General features: G+C 35.5%; 12 protein-coding genes. 1 reads left to right on the top strand and 11 read right to left on the bottom strand.

The genetic code is table 11. The features are described from left to right. Nucleotides 1–221: 221 nt before the first annotated feature. From A8L32_RS18580 to A8L32_RS18630, 11 genes are all read right to left on the bottom strand, one after another. Nucleotides 222–962, bottom strand: coding sequence for a PKD domain-containing protein (locus A8L32_RS18580; RefSeq protein ID WP_075591191.1), 741 nt, complete (start codon nt 960–962; stop codon nt 222–224). 396 nt (nt 963–1,358) lie between these two features. Next, nucleotides 1,359–1,988: a hypothetical protein gene (locus A8L32_RS18585; protein WP_075591192.1), complete on the bottom strand. Its 630-nt coding sequence runs from the start codon at nt 1,986–1,988 to the stop codon at nt 1,359–1,361. A gap of 247 nt (nt 1,989–2,235) precedes the next feature. Continuing rightward, the gene (locus A8L32_RS18590) at nt 2,236–2,775 is read right to left on the bottom strand and encodes a hypothetical protein (RefSeq protein WP_143525164.1); all 540 of its coding nucleotides are present in this window, start codon (nt 2,773–2,775) and stop codon (nt 2,236–2,238) included. A gap of 220 nt (nt 2,776–2,995) precedes the next feature. Further along, nucleotides 2,996–3,703, bottom strand: a complete 708-nt coding sequence (locus tag A8L32_RS18595; RefSeq protein ID WP_075591194.1) for an FRG domain-containing protein — start codon at nt 3,701–3,703, stop codon at nt 2,996–2,998. Nucleotides 3,704–3,904: 201 nt separating this feature from the next. Continuing rightward, complete coding sequence (locus A8L32_RS18600; protein WP_075591195.1) at nt 3,905–4,561, bottom strand: hypothetical protein; 657 nt, start codon at nt 4,559–4,561, stop codon at nt 3,905–3,907. A gap of 608 nt (nt 4,562–5,169) precedes the next feature. Beyond that, nucleotides 5,170–6,123, bottom strand: a complete 954-nt coding sequence (locus tag A8L32_RS18605; protein ID WP_075591196.1) for an LPP20 family lipoprotein — start codon at nt 6,121–6,123, stop codon at nt 5,170–5,172. Nucleotides 6,124–6,129: 6 nt separating this feature from the next. Then, nucleotides 6,130–7,518: a hypothetical protein gene (locus tag A8L32_RS18610; protein WP_075591197.1), complete on the bottom strand. Its 1,389-nt coding sequence runs from the start codon at nt 7,516–7,518 to the stop codon at nt 6,130–6,132. 43 nt (nt 7,519–7,561) lie between these two features. Then, nucleotides 7,562–8,656, bottom strand: a complete 1,095-nt coding sequence (locus A8L32_RS18615; RefSeq protein WP_075591198.1) for an alanine racemase — start codon at nt 8,654–8,656, stop codon at nt 7,562–7,564. 471 nt (nt 8,657–9,127) lie between these two features. Next, nucleotides 9,128–9,616 carry a DUF4625 domain-containing protein gene (locus A8L32_RS18620; RefSeq protein WP_075591199.1) on the bottom strand — a complete coding sequence of 163 codons (489 nt, stop codon included), beginning with the start codon at nt 9,614–9,616 and terminating at the stop codon, nt 9,128–9,130. Between the two features lie 76 nt (nt 9,617–9,692). Next, a complete protein-coding gene (locus tag A8L32_RS18625; RefSeq protein WP_143525165.1) occupies nt 9,693–12,071 on the bottom strand; it encodes a TonB-dependent receptor in 2,379 nt (792 codons plus the stop codon). A 61-nt stretch (nt 12,072–12,132) separates the two neighbouring features. Then, a complete protein-coding gene (locus A8L32_RS18630) occupies nt 12,133–12,495 on the bottom strand; it encodes a hypothetical protein (protein ID WP_075591201.1) in 363 nt (120 codons plus the stop codon). Between the two features lie 146 nt (nt 12,496–12,641). Between A8L32_RS18630 and A8L32_RS18635 the strand changes: the two genes are divergently transcribed. Continuing rightward, nucleotides 12,642–13,817: an NAD(P)/FAD-dependent oxidoreductase gene (locus A8L32_RS18635; protein WP_075591202.1), complete on the top strand. Its 1,176-nt coding sequence runs from the start codon at nt 12,642–12,644 to the stop codon at nt 13,815–13,817. Nucleotides 13,818–13,878: the final 61 nt, after the last annotated feature.

Here is a 13,878-nt window from a genome sequence, read left to right on the forward strand (position 1 = left end):
ATAGTGAAGATTTCTAAAACAAAATCATATTTCATATGCCACTCAGTAACTTCTTGTATTAAATCTGCTTGAACAAATTTAACATTAGAATCTGGAAACCGCTTTTGCAGAGTGCTACAGCACTTTCTGAAACATCAAAGGCAGTTACTTTATATTCCTTATTTATTTCTTAGCACTTCATTCATCTTACGCTTAGGGTATAATTAAGTGTTTATAGCCAATTATTTTACTATATATTTAACCTTAAATGTGGCACCTGCACTTACAGTAATCTCTCCTAATCTTTTTATTCTATCATGAACATAGGTTGTAATCCCATGGTCAAAGGATGTCATAATATTTTCATATGTATCACCGTCCTTATCATTTAAATAAATTATTCTTGATGCTTCATTAAAATCAACCGATAATGGTTCAATTTTTATAGTTGGAATCCTAAAAGTAAGAGGTAGTTTATTCGGATGTAAATTAAATATGGTCTCAGAAGTATAGTATACATCCTCATTCTGATCTTTTATTTCAAAATAAACATCTGGTAATCTTTCCTTCTCACTCAGATCTTCATCCCAATATTCATCTTGTTTATTATACTTACTCTCATCTAACTGAGTCAGTACTATTTCATATGCGAACCACTCTCCAACTTTTATTTTTTTATTCAAGCTATCACGGTTCCCCTGAACATCTTTAATAATTAACTTAACATCGTACATACCTGAATTCTGATAACGATGACTTGGGTTTCTTTCTGCAGAAGTGTTACCATCGCCAAAATCCCAACTATATAAAGCAACCGTATCACCAATATTAGAAAATTCAATTAATTCTCCTGGACTATACAAGTCATCAATTGTTTCAAAATTTGCTTTTAAAATTACAGGGTTCTCACTTTCAAGGGCTTCTTTATCACAACTAATTATAAAAATTGAAATAATAACCGTTAAATAAAATGTGGTTCTCATAGTATAAGTGTTTTTTTATGTGGTATAGCAAACATTGTGCAAAATGTAATGCATATCGCTAATTCTTTACCAAATAGTTTCTTCTAATTAAGTTTTATATAGTTTAAATTGTCTAGTCTTACTTTTAAAATCTCACGATATCACTTAGTAATAATTATAACTTAAAATAATTAACCAAGTCTTTTTACTATTATTCTCTTCTTACAATGCTCAGCGTCCATAAATAAAACAATGCAATTTCCGTTCTTTTAAAACTTTGATAAATGCATACTTCTTAAATTTAATGCTAAAACACATATAACCTTCGATTAGTGCATAGGTAATCCAGGGTGTAGTTCAACCGAAACTCATCGCTAGGTCGTGCCGAACACTCATAGTTCTATTTATTAGCATTAGTTATTCTTGTTTTAATCTAACATCAAGTTTTTCTGAATATAAAAATCCATCCTTAAAAACAAATTCAATTGTTTCTGTATCATCGGCATATGTTCCTGTAAGATTATTTTTTATCGACCGTGTTTTGAGTAATATAAGATTTGCTCCCGTAATTTTAGACGATCCTTCTCTTTGAAAAGAAACGCTCTCTTCCTTATATTTCAGGTAAAATTCTCCATCCGTATAAATATACATCTCAAAATCAACATTTTCCCATTTGCCTACAAAGTTTTCATATTCTGGTGGTGCCATCATATCCATTCTCAAGCATGAGCTTATATATGTTGCATCGTTAATAATTGTATCTGTCTTAGTAATTTTAGCATACTCAAAAAGTTTACTAATATTTATTTTCTGGTCACACATATCATCTCCGTTTTCCATTAATGTGACTGTTTCATATTTTTTCTTCTTTGGGATTGTCAATTCATAAAATCCATTTACTTTATTCATTGTCATTTTAGAATCTTTGTTTTTATCAAAGTAATAATCTAAGTCATACTTTGTTTTTCCTTTTATTACTACCGACTTTTGGGAAAAAGTAGAAACACTTATTCCTACTGTTAAAATCAAAACTACTAATATTCTCATAATCAATCTTATTTTATTGGTTCTTAATGCAATTTCACCCTGATGTTCGAACAGCCTGCCGTATGAAGCGTATGGCAATTTAACGAACCATACCTATTAAAACTCCACTGAGCCAAATCTTTTATTTGTTTTTATCTTTTCATTTCTAAAGCCAAATTAACGATTTGGCGTTGGTTGCCGAAGCTATAAAACTTACAAAATGAGTCAGACTCCATATGCTTAATTGCGGTTTGCTGGCATCCGTAGTTTATTTTGTAATTTTGGGATTTCCATCAATTTGCTGCACGTTAATTAATATCGCATTTGAGCAATTTCCATTCCATAACTCATATGTTTTAAAAGTTGCTTTTATAGTATATTGTTTTTTCCGCATTTCAAACGGTAGTTCCGGCCAAAGTTTCTTAAAATCACTTTCTTTTACATATAACCACTTTATTCCGTTGACTGTGTCTGCTAAAAATACTCGTTTATTCCCAAGTTTGGATTCAATTGCGTTGCGGATGTAATCACCTTGTCCGAAATCAAGTATTTGATATCTAATTTCTGAATTAATGACAACCTGTTTATTAGTTGGGAATTTTAATCCAATCAGAATGATTAATAAAGGTAAAATTGTCAAAGTATTAAGAACTATTGTCCAAATCCATTTCTTTAATTTTAACGAGACAAAAAAGAGAGTAGTAGGAATTACAATTAACAACTTTGTCAAAGGGAAAAGGTAAATCAAGATTGAAATACTTAATATACAGAGTACTATTCCAATAATATTTCTAGTCTTATTCTTCAATGTCTCTTTTTTTTCTATGGTTGCCAACGCTAACAATAAGGGGTTGTAAGCTGATTTGAAAATCCAACCTCCAAAAGCCCACAGAGCCGTAACTAAGGTTTTGGTTATATATTTATTCTTTTCACTAGCCGAAACAAAAGTTTCGGCGAAATTATTAAACGGAGCAAAACTCCCAGATTTCTGCTAACAGCCTATGACCTTTATTTTTTGTTGGGCACTGTTATCTAACGACATTTGGCAGAACTCCCAAATTCTCTACAAAACGATTTAAGTACGTAGACATATGGTCTAAGTCTTGATAAATACTTAATTCATTCACACCATACAACTCTAAAGATTTACTAATTTCACTAAGCCCTTCTTTAGCAATTATTATCTTTTTCATATTTCCACTGTCTTCAATAAGTTCTTCTAAAGGAACATTAGGCTTATGGCTAAATGTAAAAACACCTCTTTGACTTAATATTCTTGAAGTAATACCTTGTGGGTAATATACAGATGAAAAATCTACTTCAAACGGACCAATCATGTCGTGTTTTACAGTGTTCTTAGATTCAAGAACAAAGACAGCACTATCCTTATTTCCATTATTCCCTAGTAATGCAAAAAAAAGAGCTACTAAAGGATTCTTTGTCCAATCTAAAAGTCTTGTTACCAAACCATGATGCTGAGCTAAAGCTAACCAATCCCAATCATTTTCTGGTTTTTTGTCAATGAAATTTACAGCATACCTTTTCCAACTTTCAAATATTATTTTTTCATCAATGTTTTTATCACCTGTAATTACTTTATGATAGTTATCTCTTCCTACTTGTGGAATCAGCTTATATTTAACATCATTTTGTCCTCTAAAATGTGTTCTATTGCTACTAAATAATGATATAGTTTCATGAAATTCTGCAAATGATTTTACATATAATTTTTCCATACTATCAAATAATCATTAATGTTTACTTAGTTTTTGCATAATTGTGCCCTAACTCCCTAGAGTAAAACAAGCTAAGGTGTTGTTATTTTTCTTTTACTTACCCCTAAAATGTTTTTTTTAGGATTAATTAAATCTTTCAAAGCTAGAGTTTCACGCTGTTATACTAAAAAAAGGCCACCTCTCGGTGGCCTAAATGCTTTATTAACTCCTCACAAAAATGCCTACACTCTCCAGTAGGTCGTTGCGTTTGCCCAGGGCAATTTTTAGTAGGGTTGTAAACTCACGGTTACGCTCAATCATAACTTCCAAGGCTTCGTTTCGTTCTTGTGTAGCAGCTTGAGCTTCTCCTTTTTCTTGTACTTGCAGGCGTTGTAGCTCAGCTAGCTCCTCTACTTTTTGCTGTTCGGTTTGCAATACTTCAATACCCCTGTTAAAACGAGTAAGTAAAGGAAGTAAATTGACATCTGTAGTTATGCCAGCATAAAAAGAACGTAATCGCTCAATCTTTTTACCTATTGCAGCAGGCAGCTGAATTCCAATTTTTAAAGCGGTATCAAAGTTGGCATTTACCATTACCATACGCGCCAGTTGCATCGTATCATCGTAAATTAGCTCTACCTCCTCTAACGCAGCATCGCGCCTATCGGTAGCAGTAAGCTTTTCGCTATACTCCTTTTCTTGTTGTTGGCTGGCAGAACGTGCCGTTAAAGCACAAGTTAGCGTTTGGGCAACATACTCTTCATTTACATTAAACAGGCTTAATTTTTCTAGAATTTCAGGGTTAGCTAGGCTGTTTTTGGCTTTTGTTTCTACTGAAGAAATTTTTTCATCAATGGTAAGTTTGCTAAAAGACTTCATAATTATTTCGGTTTTGATTAAACTATAATAAATGTAGTACAATTATTTTATTAAATACAAATCTCTTAACTAATTCATAATTAATCCATATAAGTAAATTATCCACATAATATAATTAAGAACTTACATACATTTCAACGCAATACCACAACAACATCAAATAGTCATTTTGTAAGATAAATAAGTCATTTTGCAGAACTAATATTTCTGTTTGCAGGGCAACTAAGTCTATTTATTTCCTCAACAATTCATTTCTTCGTCACTATTATTTAGTTTGTAGCTTTTATATATAATTTTGTAGGCATCAGCAGTCACTTTGTAGCATATACCAATGAGTTTGCAGGCCAAAAACATAGACCTTGTAATTATGTACAATCATTTTGTAGGCTCGTGTAATGACTTTGCATGTTTAAGCAATCATTTGGCAGCTTTAAGTAGTAATTTCGTAGACAAAAAGAAATGAGTTTGTAGGCCAACTTATATCTTTTGTAGGCTGCAGTACCCATTTTTCAAGATAGAGTATTGAGTTTGCAGTGTAAATGTTCGATAAAATCTGGAAAAATCCCCTCTAAAACCTTAAACCTTTACACCTTTTCAACCCTTTACCCCTATTTCCCAACAACTATCTCCGCTGCTTTTTGCTGCTCAATAATTTTGCGCACATATAAATTACGGGTGACTTGTCGGCCTAGGCTTACAAGATCTATACTCACTCGCAAGGTATGCTTACCGCCATTGCTAGTAGGTAAATTAGGCATGGCCAGGCGACCTCTATCATCTGTTTTTATCTTATCCTGCACTAAATATCCACCCGAATATTTTAAACGAACCGGGCAATTAGTTACTGTAACTTGCTTATCATCATTAATCAGAAAAAAGTTATCAGCACTTAAGTTTTGTGTATTGGATGAAATACGAAATGAGTGAATAATTTCATTTATTCGTTTGCTGGATTCCAAGGCTAAATTAACCACTTTACCCTTTACCTCAGCCGTGGTCGATTCGTTTAAGTATCCGCTTAAAGCGTCGATGGCTTTGGCATAATGCTCAATGGCGGCAATATGTCGGCCATGCTCTTGCAGCTCTACCCCGCCCACATAATCCTCCAGGGCCAGTTTTATGGCTTCGGACTTACGCTGTGCCTTAACCTCTTTATACTTTTGTTTCGATAATCGATAGTACACATATACATTAGATAAATCTTCCCACTTCTCAATATACTCGTAGCCTTCTAAATATTGGGCCGAGGTTGATTTAATACGATTTTGTAAATACTCATGCACGCCTTGTTTATCCTCAACCTGATAAAACATAGCTTCGGATTTAATGGTAGAATTAATCTGACTCGATATATCTGCTAAAGCGCGATCCTTGGCTTTATCCTCGTAAAAAGTAGGCGAACCTACCTTTGAGGTGATACCAATTCCGTAATAATAATCTGGATTTACAGGACGCTCCTTTAACCATGCAGGTTTGGTTTGCTCCAATAATTCGGCCTGTTTTTTGGCACCAGAACAGGCCGCTAGTAAGGTGGCTAAAAGTAAAACAATGGCAATGCGCATATACAATTAATTCTCTGGTTTATAATTCTGAATTTGTTTGGTGATTTGCGATACACAATCCGACATCAAGTCGTTTTCCATATCGGTTAACGAACGTGGTGTTTTGTTGGCTTCAAACTTTTCTTTTAAAGCACTGATAGAGCTCGCACTATCGTACACCTCATCCTCATCGCTATCCTTGCTCGAATACTTCCAATAACCTGGAATCACCTTTTTATAATCACCATCAAACTTGGCATAACTCAATCGCTCCACTTCTTCGTTGTTGTACGAATCGGAAATAGCCAGCTCATCTCTATCGGTTCTTTTTAAGGAATAAGCCAATGATAAGTATACTCTTCGGGTTAGTTTATACTCGTAATATCTAACCTTATCGTACACCACTTTGGTTTTCATTAAACCTGTTTCCTTGTCCTTATATTCTATTGTTCTTTTAATAAAACCACGTTTTTCGGTTTTCTGTAGGTTACCCGCACTCTTGCTGTACTTATGCAACATCGACTCAAATACGGCCTTCGATTTAGGTCGAGCCTCGGCATTAGCCACACCTTTGGTTCTGTCGTATTGAAATGCCTTACCAAAAACATTACTGCTTTTTTGGGTGGCCGTTCCGGTACCCACTACCTCGTACAAAGGCGATTTAATACCATTAATACCGTTTATCACCTTACTGTTTAACTGTGCTGCTGTGGTTCTATAACCTGAGTAATTGGTATTCACGGCCGATACATACATGGTTACCTTAGCTTTATCCAAAGAGGTATTCATTAAATCCAGACTATTTTCATATATCTGCACCTGATCTACAATTCCCTTAAAAGTAAAATATGCCGAACGATACATCTGATTTTCCATCATTTCGTTTCCACTGCGGTATATCGGTTCGTACTTAGCAATCTTCCATTTACTTTTGGCATCCTTATAATTATTGTTGATAGACAGAATCTCAGAAAACTGCTTTTCGGAAGTAGTAAATTGTTCCAAGTTCAAGGCTTTTACCGCCTCTCCATAAAGCTTAGTTAAATAATTATCTTCCATCTCGTTATAATAACTTCTTTGCTCCTCAGGAAATAAAAGTTGAATTCCCACTCCCTTCAACTTCTTAATATAAGCTTCGGCATCTCTAAAAGAATATACTGCATCCTTAGCAATACCACTTTGATATTTAGTTTTAAAATCATCAATTTTATCATCCAACACCAATTGCCCAGTGCGCTGAAGTCCCAGCTTGGCATCTATATTATTGATGTTTTTTTGTAATGAGTTGTAGTAGTTATTGGCTGCATCTAAATACAAGCCTGAGTTTTCTAGCTCGGTAGCTTTTTTTACAAATCGTTTACTGGCGCAACCAGCCATTAACAATACAAGTGAAATAAGAAGTATAAAATTCTTCATATAAAGGTTTTTTGGGTACTGTGTTTATTGTATTCAGATAGTATTACTTCATCATTTCGATAAGGTTACCATCCGTACTTAAAAATTGCTTCATTAAATTGGCCGTTAAACAAGAATGAACGGGAATTATCCCCACTACATCTCCTGGTTTAATGTGCTGCAATATATTGTTATTTACAGAAACTATGCCGTGTTCCTGCGATAAGGATTTAATTTCTCCTATCTCTTCTTCAATATTCCATGTTAAACCACTTAACTTAACCACCTTACCAAAAGAAATAGTACCGTCAGAAAGTTTAATATTATCTTTGGATAGATGTACGGCGCCTGCATGTAATACTATTTCATTCCTTTCGGGATGAGTAGCAATAACCGGTGCTGCCATACAAACAGCCACATCTTTTAAGGTGCAACTACCTATTTGCGTTTGGGTGTAATCGTAAAACACAAAGTTACCTGGACGATATTCATCCAAGCCATAAAAATCATTGTACATAGAGCAACTTGGCGTATCGCCCCACGACAATTGCATCAACGGAAAATGATCTTTTAAAAAGGTTTTCAGCGCCAACGTTTTTTCTAAAGCGGGCTTTACAATGTCATCTAACTGTTGCTGATTACGTGCATAATAAGTATTGCCTGCATGGGTTAAAAAGCCCATGAAAATAAGTTTTTTGGCTTCTTGCAATGGTGTAAGTAACTTTTTCATCAGCACTAAATCATCCGCATCAACGCCTGTTCTGTGATAACCAGTATCGGCTTTTATAAAAACACCCACTGGATTATTTAAACAGCCCTCCAATGCATGGATGCTTTCCATATCCTCCACCACAATATTTAAATTGATGTTAGAAGCTAACTGATCAATTACCTGCGCTTGTAATTTAGTAACAGAAAGAGCTACCGTAATATCGCTCCAACCATGCTGAGCAAAGTACTCCGCCATTTTTAAGGAGGATACTGTAATTCGTTCTACTCCTGCTTCCCTCAGCCACTCACTCACCTCAGCCGACTGGTGTGTTTTAAAGTGGGGTCTAAAATCGCCTTTCCACAATTTTACCCGAGCGGCCATTCGCTGAATATTGGCTTTGCAAATAGCTGGATTCAATAATAATATAGGTGCTGAAATATGCTGCATGTACTTATATAGTTAGATGCTCAAATATAAGCATCGCTTTGTATTATGCCAAAGTGGAGATAAACACAATTGTATTTAAACGCAAAGAGAAATCCAATTTCAACTCTCAGCTATGGTAAATATTTATGAGACTAGCATAAGCCCATTAATATGTACCCCTTGAGAAGCGCAGAGGGCGCAAAGGGTTTTAACTGCGTAATAAACCAAAAAAGAATGGACGGCATATTGAGAATCGAAATCCCGAACCCAGCATATTTTAGCGTAGCCAAAACATCTCAGCGTACTCTGCGCCTTCTCAAATGAATTTAGTCAATAACTTAATCTTTCCGCTCAAACTATGCCAAGCGACTTCAATGCACCCAATTCTTCTCTGCGTTTAATTTCCTCCTGAAACTAAAAAAGGAAGAACCAACGTCCTCCCTTTCTCAATTCTATAGCGACTTTCGACTTTATTACTTGATAAACTATCTTCTAGTGATCGTCGTGCTCAATAGCAATTTTAATGAACTCTACCTGTTGGTTTCCGGCTTTATCTAAACAATAAATTCCAAAGTGGTATTCCCCTTCTGCCACTTCTTCCATTTCCCCATCATGGTCTATTTCTGTTGGAATTTGAATTTCCATATCTACCTTAACGGACATTTTACCTTCTTCAAATGTCCCATCATAATCATAGTCCCAAGGGTGCCCCTCATGGCCATGATCATCCACCACACCTGATTTTAGTTGTGCACTGTGCTCATGACCATCTGAATTAAAATGGATATCAATTTTATAATTGGCTAATTCTGTATCATCAGAGAAATTACATACAAAGTGAATCTTATCTCCAGGATGAAAGTGATCATCTTCTTCAGGACTAACAACATCTATTTCTGGTTTTTTAGTATCTACCTCATCTTTTGTACATGATGATAATGCCATAAAAATGGCTGCTAATATGATGAATGACTTTTTCATTTTGATTTTTATTTATTCGTTAAAAATTTTAATGATTACCTCCTACTAAAAACGAATAGCTAACTACTATTTTTATTTAAAAAGGCACTTTTACTAATAATTGAAAGTTTCTACCAGGCTCAGGTATTTCTACTTGTCGGTAAAAACTAACGTGGTTATAATATTTGGTATTAAAAATATTGCTGGCTTGCAGGGTTAGTTCTAGTTTATGACTACCCAAGGCCAAATCTGAAGAAATACCACCTCCAAAAATGACATAACCATCTGTAAGCTCTTCATTATTCGATATTCTATTTTGTGCCGAAGCAAACCTGCTATTTACAAATAGTCTGGAATTACTCCATCTACTATTACCATTGGTCAGCTTGTAATCCAACTCAACAAAACCATTAAAAGGTGGTGTAAATGGCAAAGGATATCGCTGCGATTCATCCTCAGAAATCCTCTTATTATAGATGTATTCTAAAGTAACCAACGACCCCACCTTATCATTAAACCAACTTTTATATACGCTAAACTCAAGCCCCGACAATAAAGCCTCGGTTTGCGAATAGCGATATATTTGTCCGCCATGTGGTAGCTGACTAAACTCACCAGTAGGTTGTAAATACAAGTAATTAGTGAAGTAATACATGTAAGGGCTCAACTCAATCTCCCAGCCTCTAGTCTTAAATTCGATATTGCCATCTAAATAATAGCCCTTTTCTGAATTCAGAGTACTATCGCCCATCTCATGCCTAAAAGATCCATGATGAATTCCGTTAGCGCCCAGCTCAATAGCCGTTGGCATTCTAAATGCCTTACCCACATTCATACGGGCAATAATGGCATCATTGGGTTTATACACCAAACCCACCAACCAGCTTATGTCGCCAAAATCTTTATCTAAATCATAGCTTCGCTGTGCATAGGCTATAGCATCCTCCTCACTATCTCCTCTAGAAATAAAATAATCGTACAGCACCTCATCAAAATAACCTAGTGTTTTCACATTGCTCTGGTCGTAGCGAATACCACCATTCAGCTTTAGCTTATCGGTAATTTTCTTCTCTACTTGAGCAAATGCACCCACACTATACGCATCATATTGGGGCAAAAAATAATTGTAACCAGCCACATCATTATCTTTTAATTGATATTGAAGACCAGCACTTAATTTACCCAAAGGCTGCGTATTTACTTGATATTTTAAATTGGCACTATAGGTTTTTAAACGAAAATCAAGTTCCAGATTCTCATCCACATCAGGTATAGGTTGATTAGGATAATGCGTATGAAATGCACTCCATTCCTGCCTCTTATTATCCTGAAAACCTAAATCTAATATGGCATGACCTTGCGGTAAAAACAACTTGGTTTGGCTCAACACTTTAAAGTGATTGGCCTTTTGATAAGGATAATCCACGTTGCGATAATCGCCATCATGTTTCACTCTATCATTATCTGGTATACCATGTGCCCCAGGAAAAAAGCCCGACTTTTGATTGACATTACTCACTGACAATGTTGTTTTATACTTGTCGCTGACACGGCCTACTAAAGCAGAAAAATCCTTTTCGTTACCCGCAGTATTTTTCAATCGGTTATTGTAAATAGGCATCTTTTGACTCAAATAAACTATCTGGTCAGTAGGTACTCTATAATCTCCAAAATCCAAGGCAGAAAGACGCAGCTTAAAAAAGGTCTTCTCCTTACGACCTTGCAAAAACACAGAACCGCCATAGGTATCGTTTACCGATTTGGCCAACAAACTGGCTTCTCCCGACAAGGAATTTTTAACGGGTACTTTGTTATTGGTGACATTAATATATCCTCCAATAGCATCGCTTCCGTATTCAAGTCCCGAAGCACCTTTAACCACCTCGGCGGTTTCAATGCTAAACGGATCTAGTTCCAGCCCATGGTCTGCTCCCCATTGCTGGCCTTCTTGCTTTACGCCATTTTCACTCACCACAACCCTATTAAACCCCATACCACGTATAATTGGCTTAGAAGATGTTGCTCCTATATCCATGGCATTAACACCTGCAATACGTTCGATGGATTTAATAAAAGTTCCGGTTTGATTTTTGCGCATAAAGCTGGCATCTACCACCTCATTTTTCTTAGATTTGGTGGTACTGATACCTGTGCCAACAACAGCAATTTCGTTGATTAATTGATTTTCTGAAACTAGCTGCACATTCATATCAACATCGTGTGTAACCACAAACGAAGTATCTTTTTTATCATAGCCAATAAAGGAAAATATAATATGTATATTCCCTTCATTCACCTCGTGAATAAAAAGACCTTCTAAATCTGTTACACTACATTTATCTTGATAATGAACATGACATCCCGGTAAGGGAATACCTTTTTCATCCAGTACTTTACCGGTAACAGTGTACAACTGCGCATTACTAACTACCGAACAAAACGATATTAGTAAGCACATGATCATGTACTTCTTCACAATAACTTGTATTAAGCATAAATAGAATAGCTTATCGCGGAATGGATAAACTTAAAAAGAATCACGTGAAGAGATGATAGGGTGGTCCCCTAAGTTTTATAATGAAAATATGTTTATCCGATACAAAATTTTGTACAAGCGGATAATCTATATCGAAGTAATTAAAAGCAACACCTTGTAAAACGGAGTGATTTGCACTATTAAAAACGGCAAATTCGAACTCACAGACTGCACAAGCTTCTTCCGTTTTTTGCGGGTAAGTAAAACTCACTTTACCAGCTGGTACAACATCGTGCTTACAACTGCAATGGTGTACCTCTGATTTTTGCCAATGCTTATGTACGACGTGACCTGCCTGATATACGCTTGGAAAAACGAATATCAACGCAAACAGAATCGATATATAAATTTTGGCCTTTTTCATTGAGTTGCAAAAGTACGATGAAAAAACATAGCTCGGCTCAAAATGTTTATTTTCTTTTTATGAATAAGCTTTAATTTAAACTAAATGGTGTTACGAAACCTTATATAGTTAATAGTATTTATCGCACCAGACAAAAACAAACCAAAATGTTAGTTAAAGATTTTATTATTATAGGCGGCGGAATAGCAGGTTTTTCGGCTATTAAAGCCATACGAGAAGAGGATGCCACTAGCAGTATTCTTTGGATTACAGATGAAGACCGCATTCCTTACAAAAGAACGCAAGTAAACAAACATATTGCCAGTGGGTTTCATAAAGAGGAATTCGCTATTACCAGTCACGAATGGCTTGTTAACAATCATGTTGAACTATTATATGACAGCGTTGAAGCTATTGATACAGAGAAAAACGAATTATCCTTTTTACAAAGAGGACATCTGCGATATAATAAATTGATTATAACAACAGGTAATAGTCCGCGAAAATTATCCATTGAAGGTTTAGCTGATGAAGATATTTTTCATGTGAATACAGCTCGTCAGGTGGAAAATATCATACGAGCCTCTGCCAAAGCAAAACGCTTTTTAGTTTTTGGAGCAGGTGTTGAAGGTGTTGAAACCGCTTCTGAATTAATTAAAATGGGTAAAGAGGTAACATTGATAGACCAAGGCTCCAGGGTTCTTCAGCAATTTTTTACGCCTGAGTTTTCTGGTTTTATTCAAGAAGCCATTCTTCAAACTAAAGTTAAGCTGGTACTCCATGCGAAGGAGGTCAAATATATTCAGGATGACTTAGGCAAGGATAACATACAAATTGATGGCATCAATTATCCTTACGATGCAATTATAGCAAGCATTGGATATTCTCCTAACATTCATCTGGTAAAAGAAACTGAGGTAAAACATCATAGAGGCATCCTTGTAAATCAGTATTTACAAAGTTCAGTGTCTAATATTTATGCAGCTGGCGATGTAGCCGAGCATCCATCAGCTGAAGTAACTGGATTATGGCATGCCGCGGAGCATCAAGGTAAGATAGCAGGACTTAACGCTTGTGGTCACCAAATAGAGTTGGAGTTAAAGCCTTTTCGAATGAAAACTAGTGTATTCGAGCAATTTTTCTTTTCCTTTCTGCCAAAGGAGAAAAATACCGAATTACTTAAAGAAAGTAACAACGGCATCATCAGGCATCTTTATTTAAATAATGATGGAAAACTAATAGGTGTTTTAATGCAAAACGATAAAGAAAGAGCCAAAATTTACCAAAAGGCCTTAATGGAAAAATGGACTTTGCCGCAGATTCATGAATTACTTCCCATTTAATGGGTTTCTTTTAAAAATTAGCTAGTCCATCTGCAAAAAATCATCTTTTGATGGGTTTGGA

The sequence above is a fragment of the Labilibacter marinus genome (assembly GCF_001659685.2).
Classification (GTDB): Bacteria; Bacteroidota; Bacteroidia; order Bacteroidales; family Marinilabiliaceae; genus Saccharicrinis; species Saccharicrinis marinus.

Bases quoted from the DNA above. Each gene is read 5' to 3' on its own strand.
- A8L32_RS18580 (WP_075591191.1), bottom strand. From the start codon at position 962: ATGAGAACCACATTTTATTTAACGGTTATTATTTCAATTTTTATAATT.
- A8L32_RS18585 (WP_075591192.1), bottom strand. From the start codon at position 1,988: ATGAGAATATTAGTAGTTTTGATTTTAACAGTAGGAATAAGTGTTTCT.
- A8L32_RS18595 (WP_075591194.1), bottom strand. From the start codon at position 3,703: ATGGAAAAATTATATGTAAAATCATTTGCAGAATTTCATGAAACTATA.
- A8L32_RS18600 (WP_075591195.1), bottom strand. From the start codon at position 4,561: ATGAAGTCTTTTAGCAAACTTACCATTGATGAAAAAATTTCTTCAGTA.
- A8L32_RS18605 (WP_075591196.1), bottom strand. From the start codon at position 6,123: ATGCGCATTGCCATTGTTTTACTTTTAGCCACCTTACTAGCGGCCTGT.
- A8L32_RS18610 (WP_075591197.1), bottom strand. From the start codon at position 7,518: ATGAAGAATTTTATACTTCTTATTTCACTTGTATTGTTAATGGCTGGT.
- A8L32_RS18615 (WP_075591198.1), bottom strand. From the start codon at position 8,656: ATGCAGCATATTTCAGCACCTATATTATTATTGAATCCAGCTATTTGC.
- A8L32_RS18620 (WP_075591199.1), bottom strand. From the start codon at position 9,616: ATGAAAAAGTCATTCATCATATTAGCAGCCATTTTTATGGCATTATCA.
- A8L32_RS18630 (WP_075591201.1), bottom strand. From the start codon at position 12,495: ATGAAAAAGGCCAAAATTTATATATCGATTCTGTTTGCGTTGATATTC.
- A8L32_RS18635 (WP_075591202.1), top strand. From the start codon at position 12,642: ATGTTAGTTAAAGATTTTATTATTATAGGCGGCGGAATAGCAGGTTTT.